This window comes from Sphingobacterium psychroaquaticum (assembly GCF_900177625.1).
GTDB classification, from domain to species: Bacteria; Bacteroidota; Bacteroidia; order Sphingobacteriales; family Sphingobacteriaceae; genus Sphingobacterium; species Sphingobacterium psychroaquaticum.
Genome location: NZ_FXAU01000007.1, coordinates 280,057 through 304,619, shown reverse-complemented (window position 1 = coordinate 304,619; position 24,563 = coordinate 280,057). Strand labels below are relative to the sequence as shown.

Below are 24,563 nucleotides of genomic sequence, written 5' to 3'. Positions count from 1 at the left end.
TAGAAAGTAGTTCATGTTTGGATTGCTAAGAGCTCGTTGTTTATAGATTATGTTTTGTAGAAAGGGCCATGGGGACATGGAGGGACGTTCATGGATAATAGTTTTAAAGGAAGAGAGAATTCAGAAAAGAATAAGGACAAAAGGTTAGAGAAACATTAAAAGGACCGTAATAATGGTTGTCGCGTCGTGCCTCCGCGCAGGGGCGACGCGGCACTCCTTGGCGTCTTTGCGAACCTGAGGTACGAAGCTGTGGCAATCTTATCAGCAACAAGTCTAGTCTTTAGGTATAATTAAATGCATCTAGATAGTTCTTATTGATATAGTCCGTGGATTCCTCCTAACGTCGGGATGACGACCACTTGTTATGCGCGCGTTACAAACCTGCTTATCGCAGACTGCCTCATGTCAATGACACGCCTCGCTAGTTCGAACCTGCCTACCGCAGGCATTTATAGCTCGGCTTTTTGATTGGGACACGAGCTACAAGCTCGCGCCAGCGAATTGGCAATCTTATTCACAGCAAGTCTAATCTTTATGTCTGATTAATAGATCTGGATCGTTCTTAATGATATAGTCCGTGGTTCCCTCCTAGCGTCGGGATGACGACCACTTGTTATGTGCGCGTTACAAACCTGCTTATCGCAGACTGCCTGATGGCAATGACACACCTCGCTCGTTCGAGCCTGCCTACCGCAGGCACTTGTAGCTCGGCTTTTTGATTGGACACGAGCTAAAAGCTCGCGCCAGCGAATTCGAAAACTCACCCTACAATCTAAAAACGACCAATCCCTATCAACTACCAACTATAATCTACCCTCTACAAACTACCAACTACAATCTATCAACACCTAAACTGCCTTTTGAGGATCGAGCTCCTCGAAAATAGAATTTTTTGACACAAACTCCGGTACAATATCCTTCATCATAGAAACTAAAGTCATCGGCTCTTGACGTTTTTGACAATCCTTGATTAAAAGACACAACATTTCTATCTTTTCTTTACGTTGATCATCATCAAAAGTATTCACTTTAGCAATCATGATTTTTTCATGATGCGTTTTTACTGTGTTCTCATCATTTGCTAACAATTCCTCATATGTCTTTTCTCCTGGTCGCAATCCGGTAATCATAATAGACACATCTTCAGGGTATCGGTATCCTTTTAAACGAATCATCCTTTTCGCAAGATCCATAATTTTCACTGGTTCGCCCATATCAAACACATAGATCTCTCCGCCACTTCCCATCACCGCAGCATCCTGTACTAATTGACAAGCCTCAGGAATCGTCATAAAATATCGTGTAATATCGGGATGGGTTACTGTTAATGGTCCACCCTTTTTAAGTTGCTTTTCGAAGAGCGGTATAACCGATCCATTTGACCCTAATACATTTCCAAATCGCGTTACAATGTAGTTCGTCTTCACCTGTTTATTGAGTGCCGAAACATAGATCTCGGCAATACGCTTCGTTGCCCCCATCACATTGGTTGGATTTACGGCCTTATCTGTCGAAACCATCACAAACTTCTCCGCACTATATTTTGCGGATAGGTCTGCAACCACCTTCGAACCATATACATTCGTGTGAATAGATTCATATGGATTTTGCTCCATCAACGGGACATGCTTATAGGCCGCAGCGTGAAACACCACATGGGGACGATAGTGCGCAAAGATATTTTCCATAAAACCAACATCGCGCACATTGCCCACAACATAGCGTACACTATGTGATACCACCTGCCGAATCTCCTGCTGTAAATCATACAACGCCGACTCTGCCTGATCCAATAGAATTAACTTACCGAACTTCACGAAGGCAATCTGACGGGCCAATTCAGAACCTATCGACCCTGCTGCTCCCGTAATCAAGATCACCTTACCAGCTAGGGACTCCTGTACTGCTGGGTTATCTAACTTGATAGCTTCTCTACCTAAAAGATCACCGATGTTCAAGGTACGCAACTGCCGCGTCGCCACCTCTCCACTTAACAACTTCGCCGAATTGGGCATTATTTTAAGCTTTACCGGCAACTGCTCAATATGTTCAGATATACCTTTCAGTCGTTCTTTATTGTTGTCATCTAAAGCAATAATAACACTATCAATTCCCATCGACTCCATCATCTGACTGTTCAGTATCCGAAAATCAACCACATTGAAACCATTTACCCGCTTCCCGATACGATTTGGATTATCATCCGCCAGCAAAACTGTTTTATATTTATTTTTACTATCCGCTTTTAATAAATTCAAGGTAATAGTCCCCATATTCCCTGCCCCGATCAATACCACTGGCGCCACATTTTTACCTTGCTGAAACAACTGTTCATAGATAGAACGGTACACCATTCGAGCGGCCACCATAGAAACGATGGTCATCACCCCGTGTATAAAGACAACCGAATAAGATAGATTAAATATAGGATATAACGGCAGATAGTCGGATCGACGTAAACAAAAAGAAGTTAACATTAAAACAACGACCGCTCCTATCGTTGCCGACATAATACCTTGCGCATCCTTAATATCTGCTTGTCGAATGATTCCACGATATGTCTTAAAAACAAAAAAAGAAAGGGCATAAATAGCGGTCACGAGGAATGCCTGCTTTATCATTAAAGCATCGTCCACTCGGCCTCGAAAGCTATTGATGACGTAGGTAGATAACAAATAACAACTGAAGACGATAAAAACATCAATCAATAGTACAACCCATCTCGGATTGTCTCTCCTCAATCGTCTTCTAATTAAATAAAAATTCATGGTTCCTTATGCGATCACAAGCAGAGTATGTCAAAAACTCGACCAGTTTTTGCAAAATAACAAAAGTTTTCCCGAAGACCCGTTACGGGAAACCGTAACAACTAAAAAATGTAGCCGTTCTCCTGCATGATATCTCCTCTAAAAAAGATTTACAACAAGAAAACGGCTACTGGTTAACCTAATATTCGCTATTGCTAAGATTTCTTTCGAGATCTCACATCAGGTAAGAAGCCCGTGACAATCCCAATCAATGGTAGATATGCACACACACTAAACACATACGCGATACTCGTATGATCCGCGAGCCAACCCAATACTGCGGACCCCACGCCGCCCATACCAAAGGCAAAACCAAAAAACAGGCCTGCAATAAGTCCCACTTTGCCGGGAACAAGGTCTGTCGCATACACAAGAATTGCAGAAAAAGCAGACGAAATAATAACTCCGATAACCACCGCAAGCACCACCGTGGCAAACAAGCCTACATGTGGAAGTAACAATGTAAACGGTGCTGCTCCCAGAATAGACACCCATATAATCATTTTTCGTCCGTATTTATCACCCAAGGGCCCGCCGAGAATTGTACCTATCGCTACTGCAGCCAAAAAAGCAAAAAGATAAACCTGAGATTGCTGTACAGAAAGACCAAACTTATCGATCAAATAAAAGGTAAAATAACTCGTCATGGAGGCCATATAGAAGTACTTCGAAAAAATAAGCACCAACAGGATAACAATCGAAGAAATAATTTTACCTCTACTTAAACCATTTCCTTTTTCTACTTCCGCTGAAACCGCAGCATTATTCTTCACTTTGTATAGGATCTGTTCTTTATACCATCTACCTACAAAAGAAAGTAACATAATACCGGCAATAGCAAAAGCGACAAACCAGCGAATATGCGCCTGTCCGTTTGGAATCACAATAATAGCAGCCATTAAAGGGCCGATAGCACTTCCTGCATTTCCACCGACTTGAAAAATTGATTGCGCCAGTCCTTTCTTTCCTCCAGAGGCCAACTGCGCTACACGTGATGCTTCGGGGTGAAAAATAGAAGAACCTGTTCCAACCAGAGCAACAGCAGCCAAAATCATATAAAAGCTGCTAGCATACGATAAAAACACCAAACCTATTAGTGTAAAACTCATACCTACAGCCAATGACCTTGGTGTAGGATGCTTATCCGTATAAAGACCTACGAACGGTTGTAATAGCGAGGCTGACAATTGAAAGGTTAAAGTAATCAGTCCGATTTGCGTAAAGGACAAATTAAAACTCTCCTTAAGCATGGGATAGACAGAAGGGATGACAGACTGCATCAAGTCGTTCAACATGTGACCGATACTTATCGCAAACAAAATCCCATAAACCGTGTTCCTCGCCAGAGGATGACCGGAGGACGGTGCCGTGATTTTCATAAACTATATAACTTAAATAATACCAATAATTTTCTTCAATGTTTTACCCGTCGCTTTCACATCTTGCTTTTCAATGTTCCGCAATAACAACGCATGAATATCTTGGGAGTCCACGAACGGCTTCGTGTTTTTATACTGCTTAAGAAAAGATTTCAGCACATACGCAGAAGATTCACGATACAATTCAGCTAGAATACTATTACCTGAAGCTTCAGCAATTGCCTGATGAAACTCAATATCTTTATGAATACATCGATCCATATCGCCTAAATCAGCGTAAAGCTTACGTTCAGCCAATTTACTTCGCATAATCTTAAGATCTTTTTCTGTTCGGTTTTCCGCCGCTTTCTCTACGATTCGAATCTCCAATAACTGTCGTACTTCAAGAATCTCCGATAATTGTGCTTTCTCAAACTTGGAATCTAACGGTTCATTACCATGGATATTAACAACAAATGTCCCTACCCCTTGGTGCACCAAAAGAAATCCGGAATTCACAAGTATCTTGATTGCTTCCCGGATAGAAGATCGTCCCACTTGAAACAACTCCATCAAAGCAGGCTCGGTAGGCAATTGTGCATCCAAAGGAAACTCCCCTCCTTTAATCTTTTCCCGCATTATATCGGCTACTTCTTGCGCCAACGATTTCTTTTTTATCATAGTCAAAATTCATCAGATGATAGGATGAGCAGACGAATGTAGAACTTATTATCTAAATCCCAAAAAAAAGTTTAAAAAAAAGCTGGCTCCAGTTACACCGGAGCCAGCTCTAACACAATAACGTGTTATTATTTTAAAGTATTACTAATTATTCAGCACGTAAAATTTTAGCGGCTTCAACCATCGACTCTAACGCCGCTTTAGTTTCTGGCCATGCACGTGTTTTCAATCCACAGTCAGGATTTACCCATAATTGCTCTGCAGGAACAACAGCTTTAGCTTTACGCAACAATTCCACCATCTCCTCTGTACTCGGTACACGTGGTGAGTGAATATCGTAAACACCAGGTCCGATATCATTTGGATATTTAAAGTCTGCAGCAAACGCATCCAATAATTCCATCTGCGAACGAGAAGTTTCGATCGTGATTACATCAGCATCCATTGCCGCAATATCTTCAATAATATCATTGAACTCGGAGTAACACATGTGGGTGTGAATCTGTGTATCATCATCCACATTTGATGAAGAAACACGGAAAGCACGCACCGCCCAATTCAAATAATCTTTCTGATCTGCTTTACGCAAAGGAAGCCCTTCACGAATTGCCGGCTCGTCAATTTGTATGATTTTAATACCTGCTTTTTCTAATGCCTGTACTTCATCCAAAATGGCAAGTGCAATTTGGTATGTTGTTGTTGAACGTGGTTGATCATTACGCACGAAAGACCATTGCAAGATCGTAACCGGACCTGTCAACATTCCTTTCACTGGACGGTTTGTCAATGATTGTGCATAAGCAGACCAACGAACAGTCATATCTTCTGGACGATAAACATCACCATAAATTACCGGTGGTTTCACACAACGTGAACCATATGATTGCACCCATCCGTTTTTCGTGAACGCATATCCAGCAAGTTGCTCACCGAAGTACTCCACCATGTCGTTACGCTCGAACTCACCGTGTACCAATACATCGATATCTAATTCTTCTTGTAAACGGATAGTTCTTTCTGTTTCCTCTGCAATTTCTTTATCGTATTCAGCTTGTGTAATTGCACCTTTTTTCAAATCAGCTCTCCATTTACGAACATCTTTCGTCTGTGGGAAAGAACCGATTGTTGTTGTCGCAAAAGCTGGCAAGTTAAATTTAGCTTGTTGCGCTGCTTTACGATCTGCAAACACAGAAGTACGTGTTGCATCATCATCTGTAATATTTGCTGTACGCTCTTTAACCGCTGGCTTGTGGATTAAAGGAGAAGTACGACGGCTTTCCGCTGCTGCTTTATTCGCTTCAAAGCGTTCTGCTGTTTTTGCATCAACCTCACCATCAGCCAATACTGCTAAGTCTTTTACCTCTGCTAATTTCTGTTTTGCAAATGCTAACCAGTTCTTAACTTCAGCAGGCAATGACTCTTCATTATCTTCATTATCCAAATCAAAAGGAACATGTAATAAAGAAGATGAAGGTGCAACCCAAACACGATCGGCGCCCAAAGCATCAACTGCTTTTTTGATTTGTGTTAACGATTTCTCGTAATCGTTCTTCCAAATGTTACGACCTTCTACTACACCCAATGAAAGTGTCAAAGAAGCAGGTACTTTAGCAAGAACTGTATCTAATTGATTTTCTCCACGAACCAAGTCAAGGTGTAACGCATGAACCGGTAAGTTCACCGCTACTTCCTCGTTGTCACGAAGAGCTTCGAAATAAGTTGCAACGATTAATTTGATGCCTTTAGCAGCTGCTGCAAGTTTATCGAAAACACGTGCATAAAGCGCTTTTGTATCTGCATCAATATCCAATGCCAAATAAGGCTCATCAATCTGCACATATTGTGCACCTGCATCCGCCAATTTAGTTAAGATTTCTTCATAAACAGGCAATAAACCATCGATAAGGTCGATACGGTTAAATCCTGTTTCTTTTTCTTTACCTAACAAAAGGTAAGTGATTGGGCCAATAATAACTGGTTTCGTTTCAATACCAGCCGCTTTAGCCTCATTATATTCATTTAAGAATTTCTCTGAAGTCAGTTTAAATTCTTGGTTTTTCGTAAACTCAGGAACGATATAGTGGTAGTTAGTATCGAACCATTTCGTCATTTCCATCGCCGTCACATCTACCCCACCTTCTTGGAAACCACGTGCCATCGCAAAGTATAAATCTAAATTATACTGACGATCAATTTTGTTCAACAAAGAGCTGTAACGAGCAGGAATTGCTCCTACAGTAAGAGACAAGTCTAATACTTGATCGTAAAACGAGAAGTCATTCGAAGGAATTAGATCGATCCCAGCATCCTTTTGTGTCTTCCAGTTGCCTTCACGGATTTTAAGTCCAGCTTGCAATAATTCTTCCGCGCTGATCTTTTTCGCCCAATAAGCTTCATTGGCCTTTTTCAATTCGCGGAAAGCCCCCACACGTGGGTAACCTAAATTGTTTGTTAATAACATAAATTCTGTTTGTTAATTTTTCTTTCTAAAACTATTGCTTGGAGAGAAGGCCACACAGGAACGGTGACTTCGGCTTATCTTTCCCCCGAAGGAGTAGAATGTAGCACCTTGTACAGCGACAGGTTGCTAAGGCTTCATCGGGTCTAGTCCCTCTGCCTTTCTCTATAAGCGTGGCTAAGGTATGAATAAGTATTGAGAATGCAAAGAAATCCTAAAGATTTTAAAAAAACATATGTAAATTTAATACATAAATAACAAAAATATGGAGACAGAGACATACGCTTTTCAGGAAGACATCTTAGGATACCCGTATGAGCAAGCCCGTCTTGACTTACCGGATGATTACGAAGGAAGTGTTCATGCCGTACTCGTACGCAAGAAAGCACCCCTAGAAAGCAAGAAAGCTGTACTTTATGTTCATGGCTATATCGATTATTTTTTTCAAACAGAGATGGCAGATCAATTCAATATGCATGGTTACCATTTCTATGCGTTAGATCTCCGCAAATATGGCCGTGCACATCTGTCACATCAGGGATATTACCGCGTACGTAATCTCAAAGAGTACGATGAGGAGATTAACAGATCTCTAGCTATCATGAAGCAAGAGGGGCATGACAGTGTGATATTATGTGGGCATTCTACCGGCGGCCTAGTCTTGACCTACTTTGCTGCACGCCATCCCAATCATCCGTTGGTGAAAGGATTGTGGTGCAACAGTCCTTTCTATGATTTCAATGTGGGGTCTTTGACAAAAACGATCGGTATTCCCCTGGTCAGTGCATTGGCTACGCTGTTTCCTAATTTACCCATACCAAATGGCATGAACGCTCAGTATGCAAAAAGCCTACATCAAGAGCATAAAGGGGAATGGAACTTCGACCTAACTTGGAAACCTCTTGATTATACCTATTCGGACGCGAGTTTCATCCGAGCGGTGCATCAGGCACAACGATACATTCAACAGGGCGTTCATTTGACCGTGCCCACCCTCATTATGCATGGAGCACAAAGTAGTTTTTCAAAAAAGTGGGACAAGCACTCACAAAGTAGTGATTTGGTCCTTAATGTCAGAGATATTGCACGGTATGCAAATAAGCTCAAGGGTGATATCACCATTCTTCCCATTGAAAATGGCATCCATGATTTAGTTTTATCCAAAGAAGAAGTTAGAACGCAGGTATACCTAGCACTTTTTGCTTGGCTGAGAAAGAAAGAGCTTTAACCTACCCCTCATCCGCTATAATCTTCAAAGCTGTGTCTATATAAGGATCACGCCCGCCCATGATGTCTTCGAGTGTAAAATCTGTCAAATAATCCGGCTGCACACCTAGCAGATGATGAGTACTTCCGTCGGAATTCATTACTTTTAGCCCTGAAAAGGTCACCATCATGCCTCCAGGCAGATAAAGATAATTAATATTACCATTTGCACCAGCTGTTGGCTGTCCAATAATCTTACCTATCTTCCAAAATTTAACAATATCAAGAAAAGTTTCCGGTGCACTTTGTGTTGTTCGATCGGTTAGAAAGTAAAATTTAGCTTTCTTATTCTGGTTTTCAGGAGCATCTATTTGTGTAGACTGTCTAAAGCTTCGATTCTTAGGACTTAAAATTTCATAGGAATAAAAAATCTGATGTTTAACGGTGTCCGTAATTAACTTATTAAGTATGTTTTGACTATAAAAATCGTGCTTAAGGTATCCCCTCATCTCAAATATGATATGCTTCGACGGGTCCTCAATAAATCGCAACAATGTATCCGTCACTTTTGATTGAGCCAAGTTAAAATAATACGTATTCTCATCCAGCATCCTATTTGCTGTGTTTTTTAGCGTCGATACCGTTAGATATATATCGTCGTGCTGAAAATCACGCTTCACATGAAGCTCCTTCACTTTGCCGCTACGCTGGTCCCGCAATCGTAAAATAGATGCTGAGTCCTTTTCACCATAAAGCATACTAAAGATTAATCTTGTTTTTTTATTTGCGGCCGATCCTGATCCGACAATCGACTTTCGCTTCACTAACTGTTCAATATCTTCCGCACCAACACCAAGGATTTCATCGCCAATATTGACATTTCTTTCAAAAGCTGGATTATGAATTTTCCGAATATAATATTTATCGTTCAGGTCAATAACACTGAAAGGCATCGAGTAATTGTTGCGATTATCGACCTCTTCCATATTGAAAAAGATATGCGCATCTTTATACACAGCCAACATACCCCAAACCACATCATAGTATTCCTGAAGGTTTTTTGTTTCCAGTACGGCGTTGATTGTCTTCCTCAATAAATGCTCCTCTTCTGCATCCGTCAATGGATTGTACACAAATGCATATCGGAACGCATTCCATAAGGAAAGGATATTCGATACTTTCACAGACATGTTATCTAACAGTCTTACATTGTGAAATTTCTCAAAGCCACCTTTGTTATACCTATAGGCAGCCTTATCATACGATGCCTTCGGGAAAGTTTCCGTTTCATTGCCGTAAACCGCGAGCGGAAAAGAGGCTGATAAAGCCGATGTTAGATTAGAGTATAAAGTATCACCAATTTTGTTTTGAGCGGCGAAGAGCTCTTTATCTATTGTTTTAAAAAAGATATTGTAGGCTGGCTTCTCGCGCACTACATTCATGTCAAAGGTTTTAATGGCTATGGGTTCGTTGCCAATTTGTAGAACTGAATCCAAACCAATCCCTCCTTTGAACTCATCCAGCGATACTTTTATATACATCTCCGCATTCGTTGGTGTTATGGTATCTCTTAGAATAAAGAAATTCTTTCCAGAGAGTTTCCTTTCCGGCATGATTTGTTTTCCCGTATGGTTTGCTATCGAGACATCAACAGGATCTTCTACTGTGTGATTGATTTTTAGTTCAAACACTTTTCCATAGTAGGCTTCTGGAATTTTGATCTTCAATAAATCGAAATCGCTCATAAATGCATCTGACATTAGAGATCGCCTATTTGTCCGAATACTTTTAAAACCGGAGCCACTTCCACTATAGAATTCCATTCCTTTATGCTGCACCCCAACAACCAAAGGACCTTCCTGCTCACTTTTTGGCGCCTGCGTTAAGATTTCTTGTTTATACGCTAACATTAATGAGGGTTCCAATGGCTTGAAGATGGAGACTAATGAATCTGCGAAGGCTCGCTCGTCCTTTGTGTGTAAAGCGATTCGGGTCGCGTTAACAAAAATTTGATCCCACCCAACACGCAATAATGCTTGGTGAACGGCGTCTGTCGGCGAAAAGTATCGTATATCTCCTCCTAGTTTTGCTAATGCAACTAGGTTATTGATTTGTGTTTCCCGTGTCTGGCACTTTACAGCAGGACTAGCAAGGAATAAACATAGTAAAAGAGAAAGGCAAATGGATCTCAAGTTCATTCTCGGTTGTTTCTTGTGGTTGAAAATACCGAATAATCTGAATCTAAATAATAGGCGATCACGAGTTTAGGATTTTTTAACAAATCTAGGATGTTGTGATCTTTTACCTTACAAGGTTTGCTCATGCACCAAAGATCGAACTAAATACTCTTTATAAAACATCTACTTCGTAAAACTGATACGACTGAGCGTAGGTCACACTGACCAAATTAATTACTTGTTTATATTATGAGTTATTTATGTTTTCTTTCTCCATGCCACCTTTCTAAAATGCTCTTGACATCTCCCTGTTTATATAATTAAGCGTCTAGACATATGTCTAAGATTGTCTAAATATTATTATAAAAACCGCATTTAGACAACCGAAAAGGCACATTCAAACACTTTTCTCGTCTAGAACCATCTAAAAAAAATCTATTTAGACAGCTTCCAAACATTATCTATAGGTTCTATTTTGCCTAATCTTCTTAAGGTTTGTAAATTATTTTTAACCTTATTCCTTTTTTGCTTCTCATTTAAAACGTCGGGTAACTTATCTAACAATAATTTATCAAAATCTTTTTTTGTTCCTACAGAAAATTTATCTAAATAGTCCAAAATCATCTTCTGACAATATTCATCATCAATTCCCCTTTGTTTCATATAATCAGCCTTTTCACCAGTAATTGCTGCTACCTTTGATGAGATATGATAACTAGGCTTACGACCCTCTATTAATTTTTTATTCTTTAATGTTTTTGCTTCTTCATCTGAAATGTTTTTTTGCTTTGCGACTTTATCTAAAATAATTATATCTTCCAATGATAAACTAGGCATTTCTGCAACTTTTCGAGCATAATTCAAATCAACAACTTTTCCATAAATTGTTACTTTTACCTTATCCTCTCTTAAATCATATTCAGGCAAAGGGAAGAACTTTCTTCTTTGAATATTATACATTCTCTTAATCCCGCTTCCAATAGTATCAATCATATTCAAATTAACCATTGCCCCTACTAAAAAAGTATTTCTATATCGTGGTTCAGGTGATTCAGAGGTTACGACCTCTTCAACACTATTGGGTATAAACTTTCCTGAATTTATAAATGATAGCAGTCCATCCTCATTCTCTACAACTATAATTTTCCCCCCCAAGGTATAATCTTGATGTGCTATACAATTGTTCAATGCCTCTCTTATTATATATGGGTCATATTGATCTACCTCCTCAGGAAATAGGGAATCAGATTTAATATAACGATACTTTAGATTTCTAATCTTAGCACTGACATCTATAACTGTCAGAATAAAAGGACTATAGAAATGTTCATAGTCCTTTTCAATATTATCTTTATCCTTTAATATCCAAGTAATCCTAGAAGTCGCAGGATTTATAAAATGTTCTGACTCAGGGTTACCCAACAATAAAATAGTTGTATTGGTTATTTTTCCCTTAATTGTTATTTTTGCTTTATCTAAGAAAACTTGATCTGTCCAAGTATCTACTTCATCTCTAAGCCTAGAATTTTTCTCTTTAAATTGAATACGAGCAAAAGCTATTGCTTCTGGAGATAAATCATCAATTGTTGCGCTTTCAATTATTGACGCGCTCCAGTCTACTTGTTTTGATTGTGAACGAATTGTATCTAGCTCTATTTGGTTAAGAGCTCCTAAACTCTCACCATCTCTTCCATACCAATGACCCTTCCAAGCAATTGGCTGTCCTTTTGGTGATGCTGGTATCTCAAATAATAAGACATTTTTCCCATCCTTTATTATCCTATGAACCTCTACAAAACTACATTTAGGGGAAGTAGAGTTACTCATCTCCAATTTGTATTCATTGATCTCCCTGTCATTAATTGAGGTCCCCGTAATTGATTTATCGTCCTTTACCCCCATCACAAACCAAGCTCTACTTTTGCCTTGGAGATTAGCTTCATTTGCTAAGGCGGAAAAGTATTTCCCTAACTTATCTTTATCATAACGATTATTAGCTTCTTTAAACTCTACAATCTCATTTTCTGTAGACAAAGTAAGTAAACTATCTAAAATTTCTTCCATCATTTTACTATGATACTCCCGTTTAGTTAAACAAATATTTTCAAACTTAATATATAATATCCAATTTTTGATTGCACTTCTTGATATTTTTCCTTTTCAAATCCCATCCCCAAAGGGATCGAGGGTGTTCGAAAAAGAGGGAAATATTTCATTCAGCACCGGCTAAATTTATTGCACCAGCCTTTTACAAAGCTTTCTTTGCCACACATATACTATCTGGAGTTTCATCATTAAGTGAATCGTGGTGTCATACCGTGTTAAAGAATTGAACATAGTCGTTCACTTTCTGGTAAAGATCCATTCCTCCATTTGGCAGGTTTAGATAGATTTTATCTCTTTTGAATGCCCCCCAGAACTTTTCGGTATAGACATTGTCCAGTGCACAGCCTTTGTCATCCATCGAGATCTGAACTTTAGGTTCCTGGAGAGCTTAACAAAAAAGCTGGAAGTAAATTAGGATCCCTGTTAAGGATTTTCTGGTTTTCCATGCTTTTCAATGGTATCCGACATGGAACTTTCTGAGAGGTAGAGATCGACTAATTTCTTACCTTTGCCTTGTTAAAACAGGCACCCATGATCTATTTCCACATTCCTTTTTGCAAACAGGCATGTCATTACTGTGACTTCCACTTCTCCACTTCCTTAAAGTACAAAGCGGAGATGTTAGACGCTTTGCAACAAGAAATCACGCTTCGAGCCGCCTACCTAGAAGAGAAGACTATCCATTCCATTTACTTTGGCGGAGGCACCCCTTCTATCCTAGAGGCATCGGAAATAGAACAACTCATCGGAACCGTTGCTAAGCACTTTGATATCGCGCACGATGCGGAAATCACATTGGAGGCGAACCCCGACGACCTTACCGTCACAAAAGTGCGAGACCTACGATCAACTCCTGTAAACCGTTTCTCGATAGGTATCCAGTCATTTTTCGAGGAAGACCTTCGCTGGATGAACCGCGCGCATAATGCATCGGAAGCCGAAGCTTCCATTAAGCGCGTACAAGATGCCGGATTTGAAAACATCACCTGTGATTTAATCTATGGCTATCCACTTCTTACCGATGAAAAGTGGACCTCAAATATCGCACAGCTAACAGATAATCAGATTCCACATATCTCTTCCTATGCCATGACCGTGGAACAGCGAACTGCCTTGAACCATATGATCAGCAAAGGGAAGACACCTGCGATGAACGAAGAACAGAGTGCAGCACAGTTTGAGATACTCATGCAGGAACTACGTGCACATGGTTACGAGCATTACGAAATCTCTAATTTCGCGAAGTCTAATCATTATGCAAAGCACAACACAAACTACTGGAAAGGACAACCCTATTTAGGGATAGGCCCATCGGCTCACTCATTCAATGCCACCTCTAGAAGTTGGAACATCGCAAATAATGCGCTTTATATGGCGGGCATACAAAAAAAGGAATTACCGCTTGAAACGGAAATCCTCTCTTTTGCCGATCGCTTTAACGAATATGTAATGACCTCCCTACGCACGATGTGGGGCATCAATCTAAAGAAAGTCGAAAGCGATTTTGGACCGGATCTTTTAAAACACCTATTGCATGAGTCCGGAGATTATCTTGAGCAAGGTGCTATCGAAAGAACGCCAGAAAATTTCCTCCGATTAACTCTACAAGGCAAACTATTAGCCGACCGCATTGCTTCTGATATCTTCTGGGTAGAAGAATAAAAAAAGCGTCGGTTTAAAACCGACGCTTTTTTATCATTAAAATCAAGTTATCGTCCGCCCCTACGCTTCATCGCACGATTTGCTCTCTTTTTCGCGGTCTCAATCTTATAATTAAACCACTTCTCATTAAATATTTTACGCATGGTATCGTCAAAATGTCGCGTGATAAAGAGATTTCTTGCTCCTTTAAGCTTTTCTGTTACCGAATTTGCTAAAGCACGCACTGAAATAGAGTAACCTTCCGTTTCATATTGAATATAATGCCACCATCCGGCCGGCATATACAATGTCTCTCCCGGATTAATCACAGCTTCGTAACCATCCAAAAACTCCAATCCTGGATAATCCCCGACATCGCTGGTCTTCAAATTCGCAATGCTATGAAAATTGTAAGGTAGTTTATACATTAAATCAGACTGATTGTTCGGAAACAACCAGATACGCTTAGCGCCCTGAAACTGCGAGATAAAGACATGAGACATATCAATATCAAAGTGATTTCGGGTCGCGGATCCTTCCCCGCCAAAAAACATATAAGGAAGCCACTGCAAAACCTTTCCTCCTGTGACATCATTGAAAATAACGTCTTTCTTTAACTCTGGACGCAACTTCATGAGATTGAACAAAAACAACCTTAGTTCAGTTGGCTCTGCACTGATCTTATCCAAATACTCTCCAAAAGTCATCTGTCCTACAGGCGGGCTTGCCGCGTGGTTCTGCGACTCTTCTTCACGTCCATAGACATCCACTTTCTCGTCGCCGGCTATTTCCTTGAAATAGTCATAACTCCATTTACTCCAACAAGGGCTATCTTTGCTGATAAAGTCCTTGATTATTACCGGATGACCATTATCAAGATACTGCTTGATAAAGTCTTTAGGAGACACCCCTGATATACTATCTACTGGTTTTAATTTCACAAGTTCTTCGCTTTACAACTACGTACAAACTTAAAAAAAAATATTTCTATTAATCCCACTTCTGTCTTATTAAATGCAAATAAAGACAAGCACAAATTAATAGAAATATTCGAATTTCAATATGACAAACGTCATATTTTTACCTTAGTAAGACCACAAATCTTGTTCGTAATCCATCAATGATTTCTTGATCCGTTCAGATTCGTATAAACGCTCTTTACCATCGGCAATATAATCTTTGATCCGTAAATCTTCTGGATTCGACTCTTTAACAATATAACTTGCGAACATGCGCTTCACAAAAATATCATCGTAGCTTAAGCCTGTTGCATCGTTACTGCGATTTACAACCTCCTTATTCACCAGAATATGACGTGCCTCTGGAAAATAAATCCAAAAAGCAGGTGTCGGATCCACCTGTGGATTAAACAGCCCTGTATTCACCGTAGGAACCGGAACATTACTTGGCGCATTAGCCGCCTGATTTTGTTCTGGCTGAACCGCAAAAGGATCAAAAGGATCAAAGTTAGCAGCCCCTCCGCCTGTTTCAGCCGGCACCATACCCACATTACTATCCATTCCTGGAATCTGAGGTGTGATCAAGGGCGCAATACCTACAATCCTTGGCTCAAAGACCGATCGCTGTTTATCAAAGATCCAATCTTCTTTAATTCGAAACTTAATCACATTCTCACCACTAAAAGCCCGTGCTTCATAGTGCGAAGCGATAACTTCATTATTTTCGTTGAATTCTTCCACCAAAACACTATCACCTCCAAAACGAGCCATGACCTGATCCGGTGGTAGAACATTTTTAAAACTATCGCCGTTTGGATCATTTTCAGTAGGTGTCGGATCATATGCACGCAACTCGCCTTTCATCACCGCATCAATGATAATATCGATTAAACGAGATTTAGGTGAAGCAAATGCTTTATTCATTTTCTCTCTTAAATCAATCTCCCGCCACACTCTTTTTTTGTAAGCCACATCTGTTTGTCGAATAGTCGCATAAGGGATAACCTTACGGTTTTCGATATCAGATTGTACAAAATAACCGTCGACAGGCGGTTCCTCCGCATGAATAGGTTTTGTACTATTAGACAAGTTTTCCTGCTGTGCAAAGGCAGCAGCTGAACATGCTATCGCTAATGCAGAAAATAAATACTTTTTCATTTCACCTAATTCTATCAATTTCTACTAATTCGTGACCTGGAACGTTATTGGATCCAAGTTTTGTGCCACTCCATCCGGCCCTACCCCTACAATATCGTAAATCATAACCACCGAACCTGGTGTTATTGCCCCCAGCCCTGTTTTCATCTGTGCCGAAAAAGATGCACCTGATGTTTGGTACGGACCGATAGGATCAACACGTGGTTTTGCAATGTAAATATTGAACTTACTGATATTGAAGCGCGCATCAAATTCGAAATTCTCTAGGGATGCAGACACCACATTCTGTCCACGTAACTGCGCTGACGATATCCGTCCACCTGTTTTTCCAGCAACACGTGCCGTCGGTTTAGGAATACGTTTCACACGAAACTTCGAACTGCCAATATTTTGAGTCTTGCCATCTACTTTCGCAGCAACATTCACCGTTGCTTCGCCTGTATTGCTTACACGTGCCACATAGCGATTTCCCGATTTACTGATCGAAACGCCCGAACCTGTAACCACCAAATTTTCTGCGGGGATACCTGGCGCCGAAACCGATATCGGATTATCAACACCGATATACAATACATTCATTGCATCCGGAGATACCACGGCCGAAGGTTTAGATACTTGATAGGTCATCGGCTCCGTTTGGTATGTTTTTACACTACCATCTGTTTGTTGCACACGTACTGTACCTTGCCATGTAAAAACACCAGGACTGCTTGTATTTACCTGATACAGACCTTGACCTTCGGTCACCGGCAAACTACTACCACCAACCGAGATCTGCGGGCTCGATTTAGAATCATAAGCCGTTAAAAAAACCTTCGCTGTATAGGGTTGGCCTTGGATCAGATATGATGTAGGAGCAACAGCAACAGCCGCAAACTTATCCAAGTTTACCACAGCTTGGTCCATTTTACCAAAAATATGCTTAACAGCAGCTGATTCCGCATTCTTCGCATCGGCACTTATTTTTTCTAATGCCGTAATAGCCGCCGTCAATGGAATACCATCTCCGAAGCTTGCTTCTTCCCATGTCTTACGGATACCTGCCCTTGGAGCTGGGTCTTCGGCATCCAGACTTATACTAATTTCATTATTCGTTAACTTCAACAACTCCGCTTTCGTAGATACAATCATATCCCGAAGCTCTTTAGCACGCTTTTCATTAATCATAAGTCGTGCGGAGATATCCGTTGAACTACGATATTTCACATCACCTGTCTCCTCATCTAAGCCACCTCCTTCACTGGTCAGTAAAGTATTCAGCTCTTTCAATTTATTTGTCAATTTCAAAACAGTAGCTTGCGCTTGTTCCGCTTTATTTAAAATCGGCTGTGCACGATCTGGATTCTCTTTCAACTTGGTTTCTCGGAAAGCCAAGAACATGTTGTCGATACCAGCCTGCGTATTTTGCGTAGAAGTACTTAAACTATTGCCTAAATTTTTAAAAGCATCGAGAATAGAATCACTAACATTCAATGCCACTAAACCAAGTAGCACTAAATAAAGGATTCCAATCATCCGCTGCCTAGGGGTTTCTCTCTTACCTGCCATCGTGTAGTTTTTCTATTTAAGAACGGTTGGTACTCATTGCAGACAACATATTACCATAAATCGCATTTAGAGAAGTTAAGTTCTTATTAAATGTACTTACCTGTTCTTTAAATTGATGCATATCAGCAGAAGATTCATTAAATGTTTGTAAATCTGCTGCGGCACGCTCAAACGCACTACTTAACTGCGAAGCTCCTGAAGAAGCCGCATTCAATTTATCTGCAAATTGATTCGTTGCAGCGGCAGTATCTGCTACCTTAGAAATAGAGGCAACCTTATCACCAAAAGAACGTAGCCCGTCTCCTAGATTACCAATCAAGTTCTCATCAATCTTTGCATCCTGCAATAACTTATCTAAAGCCGCAGTATTGCCTATCGCAACAGGCTGAGCCACCTGCGCTACATGTGCGCTACGGGTCGGCAACTCTCCATTATAATTTTCATCTAACTCCGGATAAACACGCGTCCAGTCCGGTTCTGGTTCCGATTGCAAAAAGCCCATCACGAAGAACAGCACCGCCTCTACTGCTAAACCAATCCCGATCATCCACTCACCACCTTTGAAATGCAAAATTTTGAACATCAATCCAACGATAACAACTGAAGCCCCCCAGTTGATTAAGGTGTTAATCCCTAATTTGAATTTTCTTTTCTTAGCCATTTTTAAATTATAAATAAATACTGTGAATGATTATCGTACTGAAACTCCTGTATAACGTGTCACCGATCTAAACCCAATATAAGATTTAGCACTATCTTGATATTCATATTGACGTGCGCCATTTTGAAGAAAAGCTCCCACATCTTTCCAAGAACCACCCCGTACTACTTTACGCTTCATCGTTTCGTGATCTGACGCTTTAGCATGGTACGTATAGGTAGGATTCATATCGTGAACAAACGTATTTGCCGACTCATTAAAGCTCGATTGTGTCCATTCAGCCACGTTTCCAGCCATATTATATAAACCAAAATCATTCGGCCAATACGAGTACACTGGAGCCGTATAAGCGGCACCATCATCAATATAGTTACCGCGACCCGGTTTAAAGTTGGCCATTAAACAACCTTTCGCATTACGAGCCGTAGGCCCACCCCATGGGAACTGCATGCCAACTTTACCTCCGCGTGCAGCATACTCCCATTCTGCTTCAGAAGGTAATTGATAAGGCATCCGATCAACCTGCTTATTTCCTGCAGCGGCGTTATTGAATAAGCGTGTACGCCATGTATTGAAGGCTTGAGCTTGGCGCCAAGTGACCCCTACTACCGGGTAATCGTCAAAAGACGGATGCGAGAAATAGCCCTCTACCATCGGTTCGTTTTGCGCATAACTAAAATCGCTCAACCAAACCGTCGTGTCCGGATAAATCAACATTGTATCCCGCATGATAAAGTCAGAACGAGATTTCGATTTATCATTCTTGGCAGCAATAGCAGAGCGTAAATCAAACCATTCGTAGTGATACTTCAGCAAACGAACATCTAATTCATTTTTTCCAAAAATACGATCCTCACCTTGATAGAACATACTGTTCAACCGCTCCCGTGCATTTTCATCTTTCCCTTTCCATGGTGAATTGCTATTCACTTTCTTCCAATCAATGTGACGCTCCCCATTTCCCATATCGACAAAATAACTGTCGTCACCCAAGAAATTATAGATTAAGATAGAATCACGTACCCAATGTACAAACTGACGATACTCGCTATTAGAGATCTCCGTATCATCCATATAAAAGGGTGCAATAGTGACCTGTCGATTCTGCGCCGTCTGTGCGTAAGTAATGTCCTCATCAGACTGCCCCATGATGAATGTTCCGCCGGGAATCAATACCATCCCGTAAGGTGTTTTGTTGGCTTTCAGCTTGTTCAAGCGAACCCCAACCAATTCACCCGAGTTCGTTGGTCCTTTACAGCCTGTAAAAGCAGCAAAAAACAAAAACAATAGAACAAAAAACTGGTATTGATTAAATTTCATATATAAGTGTAATGTCTTTTATAAGTTACAAAAATCTCCTAAAGATAAAAAGAAACTCTTGAATGCAATAATTCTTCGCGGCCTAAACTTAGTAAATTTTAAGAGCATTAACATATTCACAAGCAATACCCGTGCAAAAAACTCTGAAAATGTAAATTGTAATTTACATTTTAACAAGTTTTAACAAACGTAAAACAATAAAAAGGCCACTAGGTTTTTGTTATGCAAGAAAAAAAGAGCTTATAGGCGCAAAAATTCTGGCAAAAAATTTTCTTAGTTAGTAAAAAAACAACTCGAATTCCCTCTTCACAAAATGGAACAAATAAAAAAAGCAGCGAAACGCTGCTTTATATTTTTATTTATTGACCTGTTTAATGTATTGTTCAACAGCCATCGTCATACTTGGGGCCTCCGGCGTTGGCGCAGGAATATCTAAAATGAGGTCATGCTTTAACAACTCTTGTTGCGTACTTGCGCCAAAAGCAGCCACCCGTGTGTTATTTTGTTTAAAATCAGGAAAGTTTTCATACAAAGATTGTACACTAGACGGACTAAAAAATACGATAACGTCATAGAACACCTTTTCCAGATCTTTTATATCACTAATTACTGTACGGAACAGTACTGCTGGCGTAAAATTATAACCATTATCTTGCAGCCACTTTTGTGTTTCCTCATTTGCAACATCCGAACATGGGAAAAGAAACTTCTCTTTGCTGTGTTTTTTCAGCACCTCTTCCAAATCCTTAGCCGTTTGTTTCCCGAAGAAAATCTTACGTTTACGGTACTGAATATATTTTTGAAGATAAAGGGCGATAGTTTCCGAAATACAGAAGTACTTCATTTCAGAAGAAACTTCGTAACGCATCTCTTCGCATACGCGAAAGAAATGATCTACTGCATTTTTGCTCGTAAAAATTACTGCCGAATAATCTGCGAAATTAATTTTTTCTTTGCGCACATCTTTTGCAGATACACCTTCAACATGAATAAACCCCCTAAAGTCTAACTTGAGGTTGTACTTTTCTGCCAAGGCGAAATATGGAGACTTATCATTTTCAGGTTTTGGCAAGGTAACTAAAATACTTTTTACCTTATTGGCTCTTGCTACATCTACTTGCATATTCAACTTTTTATCTGCTCAATAACTTCACCAATATTAGAATCGGCGCCACTTCGAGTGCACAAAGATAAAGAATTAAATAAAAAACTGAAAACCTAAGATTACCAAAGAGTCTGAAAAAAGTCCTTAAAAACCTATAAACGAATAGAATAGAAGCTATGACCGCAAATAAAATTAACGCAATCTTAAAATAGGCGACCGGCACAAAGACCAGCACCAACAAAAACGGCATCAGAAAAAGCATACTATTAAAGTATACTAGATATAAAACTGTAACATATTCACGGGCCAATTTATCCACCTCAAAAACAAGAGAAACAAATCTTACCAACAAGATTTTTACCACAAAAAGCACCCCCACGACCAAAGAGACACGCAAATAGTTTTCAAAATTAAGTATCCCCGTATTGGTAAAAGTAGACTCAAGGAGCAGAATGAACAAACCAAGCGCTAAACTAAAAATGAGATATAAAAAAATGTATGGCCAAGATGTCAACACATTATCTTCTTTACTCATTTGCTGCAGCACCCGTTCATTGTAATAGGCATCCACAATAAGCATAAAATCGGTCATAAAAACCAATCGCACAATGCCGATAGCTAAAAAAAGCAAAAATGCCGTTACCAGTATCCAAGTAGGGCGATAATTCTTTAGAATACCCTGCGCCAACACTTCACGTGGTTTTACCTCTCCCATACGGGTCAGCGTCTTTTCCAACGATAAGCTATTGGTTTTAATATCGTCAAGAAACATTTCCAACAATTGATTAGGTCTATCTTTTGGAGGAAAAACATAATTAAATGTATCTATTTGAGCAACCGATACGGTATCTATGGGTACCTCTTGAGGGCTAACAGAATCCCGCACAAGCGTATCCTGTTGAGCTATAGAGCACAGCGCTAATGCACTAAAAAAAAGTGTTAAAAGAAAATATCGAAACCAATACATTAAGCCAAAAAATCCTTACTTTGCCGTAAACTTAGATAAAATTGCTCTCTTGTGCAATATTAAATTTAGACGTCCAAGACAGCGATTTATCGCCAACTGCTGGCTACTATTAATTAAGATAGTAAGAAGTAAAAAATCTAGTTTTAACACATAAAAACATGGCAGAATCCAATTTAACCCGATGCTCGTGGTGCGGAACCGACGAGTTGTATGTACGATATCACGATGAGGAATGGGGCAAGGTCGTGACGGATGAACAAACGCTCTTCGAGTTCTTGGTTCTGGAATCAGCGCAAGCAGGATTAAGTTGGATAACCATCCTCAAACGACGCGAAGGATATCGAAAAGCATTCGCAAATTTTGACTACCGAAAGGTTGCTGAATTCACCCCTCAAGCTATTGAAAAGCTTGTTATAGACGAAAGTATCATTCGTCATCGCGGAAAAATCCAAGCTACCGTAGGAAATGCACAGATATTCATGAAAATCCAAGCAGAATTTGGAAGCTTTTACAACTACCTGTATAGTTTTATGCCCAATCAAAAACCGATGGTAAACAGTATCGTTGATTTAGCATTGGCTCCAACCCACCCCCCAGAATCAGACGCCATTGCCAAAGATCTAAAAAAAAGAGGGGTTAAATTTTTCGGAACGACTATTTGCTATGCTTATATGCAGGCTGTTGGCATGGTAAATGACCACCTGGATAGCTGCTCTTTCAAATAATAAATGTCTAGAGGAGTTTCGTACAAGTAAGCATATTAATAAAAACGCAAAATAAGATTAGCAATTTTAACATATCATCAATAGCAAACCGATTTACCAACTCATATTTGTAAATCTCACAAAAATTAAGAGAAGTCGATGTATTAATTTATAAGTTTGTGCCATAATCTCTTATAATAACGTTATGGTACAGCCGTCTTCTTTTGAGGAAGAAATCAAAAGCTACAAAAACAAACAAAACGCTTGTGTGAAGCTGATAGAAATTGTCAGCAACCTATGGTTTAATGACTCTATCGAACTTGTTTTATTTCGTAACCAGTTGGTGGATCGTCGTGTGAGCCTTATTCTGAATTTACATAAAAAAACAAGCCATCTTTCAAATCCTGAACTCCATATTGAGGAAACCCTCAAAATTGCACAGGCAATCCAACAGCTGGAAATCGCACCGTCCCGCATTGATATTGGAACACTAGCCTTAGAAGTTCGCGATTTACAGCTCCATGATGAAGAAATCTTATCTTTTCTCGACAAAAAGATGAAGGAAGCCAATGAACAAGTGCCCTTCCAGCCTCGCGATATCGTTTTGTACGGATTCGGTCGTATTGGACGTCTTTTAGCACGAGAGTTAATTAGTAAAGTAGGTGGTGGCAAACAACTCCGCTTGCGCGCCATTGTAACACGCGACAGCATCGATGCTAAAACATTAGAGAAGAGAGCTAATCTACTTCGACACGACTCTATTCACGGTGATTTTGAAGCTAATATTGAAATCGATACAACACAGGGCGCATTGATTATAAACGGATCGACCGTGCATATCATTTCGGCTAAGAATCCAGAGGAAATAGACTATACAAAATATGGCATCCGAGATGCGCTTGTCATTGACAACACAGGGGCGTTCCGGGATGACAAAGAGCTCGCTAGACACCTACAATCTAAAGGAGCCGCTCAAGTTTTATTAACAGCTCCCGGGAAAGGTGTTCCCAACATTGTTTATGGTGTCAATGAGCACGTTATCAACACCAAAGAAGCCTCCATTTTTTCTGCAGCATCCTGTACGACAAATGCGATATCCCCGATATTAGCCGTTATCGAAGAAAAAATAGGTATTACACGCGGACATATTGAGACGATACACTCTTACACCAACGACCAAAACTTGGTGGATAACATGCACAACAAATCCCGCCGAGGACGTGCGGCGGCTTTAAATATGGTCATTACGGAAACAGGTGCCGGCTCGGCTGTAGCGAAAGTATTACCTCCACTGGCAGGAATACTCACCTCGAATGCAATCCGTGTCCCCGTACCTAACGGTTCACTGGCAATCCTGAGCCTGGAATTAAAATCGAATACAACAACTGAAGCAATCAACGGTTTATTACGCGAAGCAGCCCTACATGGGAAGCTGGTTGAACAGATTGCCTACTCGAGCAATGGCGAACTGGTATCTTCCGATATCATTGGCACAACCGCAGCTTCGGTGGTGGACGCTCCGGCAACAATTGTATCAACGGATGGTTCTCATGCTATTTTGTACATCTGGTATGATAACGAATATGGATATACCCATCAAGTTATGCGTCTAGCACGTCATATTGCAGGTGTAAGACGTTACACATATTATTAATCTTGTCCAATTTTCATTAATAAAATAGCCTGTTACAGGCAAAAGGGCCTTCT

The 24,563-nt window shown here is 40.1% G+C and carries 18 protein-coding genes and 1 riboswitch; of the genes, 4 read left to right on the top strand and 14 right to left on the bottom strand.

What is annotated here, in order from left to right; genetic code table 11:
• Positions 1–848: 848 nt before the first annotated feature.
• From B9Y69_RS17110 to metE, 4 genes are all read right to left on the bottom strand, one after another.
• Positions 849–2,768, bottom strand: coding sequence for a polysaccharide biosynthesis protein (locus tag B9Y69_RS17110; protein ID WP_085474195.1), 1,920 nt, complete (start codon positions 2,766–2,768; stop codon positions 849–851).
• Between the two features lie 194 nt (positions 2,769–2,962).
• On the bottom strand, positions 2,963–4,186 hold the full coding sequence (locus tag B9Y69_RS17105) for an MFS transporter (RefSeq protein ID WP_085474194.1): 1,224 nt from the start codon (positions 4,184–4,186) through the stop codon (positions 2,963–2,965).
• Positions 4,187–4,198: 12 nt separating this feature from the next.
• Positions 4,199–4,846 (bottom strand): FadR/GntR family transcriptional regulator, encoded by a 648-nt coding sequence (locus B9Y69_RS17100; RefSeq protein ID WP_085474193.1) that lies wholly within the window; start codon positions 4,844–4,846, stop codon positions 4,199–4,201.
• A 148-nt stretch (positions 4,847–4,994) separates the two neighbouring features.
• On the bottom strand, positions 4,995–7,307 hold the full coding sequence (metE, locus tag B9Y69_RS17095; protein WP_085474192.1) for a 5-methyltetrahydropteroyltriglutamate--homocysteine S-methyltransferase: 2,313 nt from the start codon (positions 7,305–7,307) through the stop codon (positions 4,995–4,997).
• 71 nt (positions 7,308–7,378) lie between these two features.
• Positions 7,379–7,478: riboswitch (SAM riboswitch) on the bottom strand.
• Between the two features lie 91 nt (positions 7,479–7,569).
• Here metE and B9Y69_RS17090 point away from each other — a divergent pair.
• On the top strand, positions 7,570–8,532 hold the full coding sequence (locus tag B9Y69_RS17090) for an alpha/beta hydrolase (protein ID WP_085474191.1): 963 nt from the start codon (positions 7,570–7,572) through the stop codon (positions 8,530–8,532).
• 1 nt (position 8,533) lies between these two features.
• On the opposite strand, the gene B9Y69_RS17085 is transcribed toward B9Y69_RS17090, so the two are convergent.
• The 3 genes from B9Y69_RS17085 to B9Y69_RS19250 all read right to left on the bottom strand — a co-directional run bounded on the left by B9Y69_RS17085 (position 8,534) and on the right by B9Y69_RS19250 (position 13,151).
• Positions 8,534–10,708: a S41 family peptidase gene (locus B9Y69_RS17085; RefSeq protein ID WP_085474190.1), complete on the bottom strand. Its 2,175-nt coding sequence runs from the start codon at positions 10,706–10,708 to the stop codon at positions 8,534–8,536.
• A 414-nt stretch (positions 10,709–11,122) separates the two neighbouring features.
• Positions 11,123–12,754 carry an RNA-binding domain-containing protein gene (locus tag B9Y69_RS17080; protein WP_200811823.1) on the bottom strand — a complete coding sequence of 544 codons (1,632 nt, stop codon included), beginning with the start codon at positions 12,752–12,754 and terminating at the stop codon, positions 11,123–11,125.
• Between the two features lie 244 nt (positions 12,755–12,998).
• Positions 12,999–13,151, bottom strand: coding sequence for a hypothetical protein (locus B9Y69_RS19250; protein ID WP_159451880.1), 153 nt, complete (start codon positions 13,149–13,151; stop codon positions 12,999–13,001).
• A gap of 173 nt (positions 13,152–13,324) precedes the next feature.
• Here B9Y69_RS19250 and hemW point away from each other — a divergent pair, with 173 nt between their 5' ends.
• The gene (gene hemW, locus B9Y69_RS17075; protein ID WP_085474189.1) at positions 13,325–14,455 is read left to right on the top strand and encodes a radical SAM family heme chaperone HemW; all 1,131 of its coding nucleotides are present in this window, start codon (positions 13,325–13,327) and stop codon (positions 14,453–14,455) included.
• 47 nt (positions 14,456–14,502) lie between these two features.
• Here hemW and B9Y69_RS17070 read toward each other — a convergent pair whose 3' ends face one another.
• From B9Y69_RS17070 to B9Y69_RS17040, 7 genes are all read right to left on the bottom strand, one after another.
• Positions 14,503–15,375 (bottom strand): cupin-like domain-containing protein, encoded by an 873-nt coding sequence (locus B9Y69_RS17070; RefSeq protein ID WP_085474188.1) that lies wholly within the window; start codon positions 15,373–15,375, stop codon positions 14,503–14,505.
• A gap of 144 nt (positions 15,376–15,519) precedes the next feature.
• The gene (gene porN / locus B9Y69_RS17065; RefSeq protein WP_085474187.1) at positions 15,520–16,551 is read right to left on the bottom strand and encodes a type IX secretion system ring subunit PorN/GldN; all 1,032 of its coding nucleotides are present in this window, start codon (positions 16,549–16,551) and stop codon (positions 15,520–15,522) included.
• A 24-nt stretch (positions 16,552–16,575) separates the two neighbouring features.
• The gene (gene porM / locus B9Y69_RS17060) at positions 16,576–18,099 is read right to left on the bottom strand and encodes a type IX secretion system motor protein PorM/GldM (protein ID WP_085474186.1); all 1,524 of its coding nucleotides are present in this window, start codon (positions 18,097–18,099) and stop codon (positions 16,576–16,578) included.
• Between the two features lie 16 nt (positions 18,100–18,115).
• On the bottom strand, positions 18,116–18,760 hold the full coding sequence (gene porL / locus B9Y69_RS17055) for a type IX secretion system motor protein PorL/GldL (RefSeq protein WP_085474185.1): 645 nt from the start codon (positions 18,758–18,760) through the stop codon (positions 18,116–18,118).
• A gap of 30 nt (positions 18,761–18,790) precedes the next feature.
• Positions 18,791–20,080, bottom strand: a complete 1,290-nt coding sequence (gene porK, locus B9Y69_RS17050) for a T9SS ring complex lipoprotein PorK/GldK (protein WP_085474184.1) — start codon at positions 20,078–20,080, stop codon at positions 18,791–18,793.
• 355 nt (positions 20,081–20,435) lie between these two features.
• Entirely contained in the window at positions 20,436–21,203 is a 768-nt protein-coding gene (locus B9Y69_RS17045; protein ID WP_085474183.1) for a uroporphyrinogen-III synthase, read from the bottom strand.
• A 10-nt stretch (positions 21,204–21,213) separates the two neighbouring features.
• Positions 21,214–22,071 (bottom strand): DUF4271 domain-containing protein, encoded by an 858-nt coding sequence (locus tag B9Y69_RS17040; RefSeq protein WP_159451879.1) that lies wholly within the window; start codon positions 22,069–22,071, stop codon positions 21,214–21,216.
• Between the two features lie 239 nt (positions 22,072–22,310).
• On the opposite strand from B9Y69_RS17040, the gene B9Y69_RS17035 reads away from it, so the two are divergent.
• Positions 22,311–22,877 (top strand): DNA-3-methyladenine glycosylase I, encoded by a 567-nt coding sequence (locus tag B9Y69_RS17035; protein ID WP_085474181.1) that lies wholly within the window; start codon positions 22,311–22,313, stop codon positions 22,875–22,877.
• Between the two features lie 184 nt (positions 22,878–23,061).
• Complete coding sequence (locus B9Y69_RS17030) at positions 23,062–24,510, top strand: glyceraldehyde-3-phosphate dehydrogenase (protein ID WP_085474180.1); 1,449 nt, start codon at positions 23,062–23,064, stop codon at positions 24,508–24,510.
• The last annotated feature ends 53 nt before the right edge of the window (positions 24,511–24,563 follow it).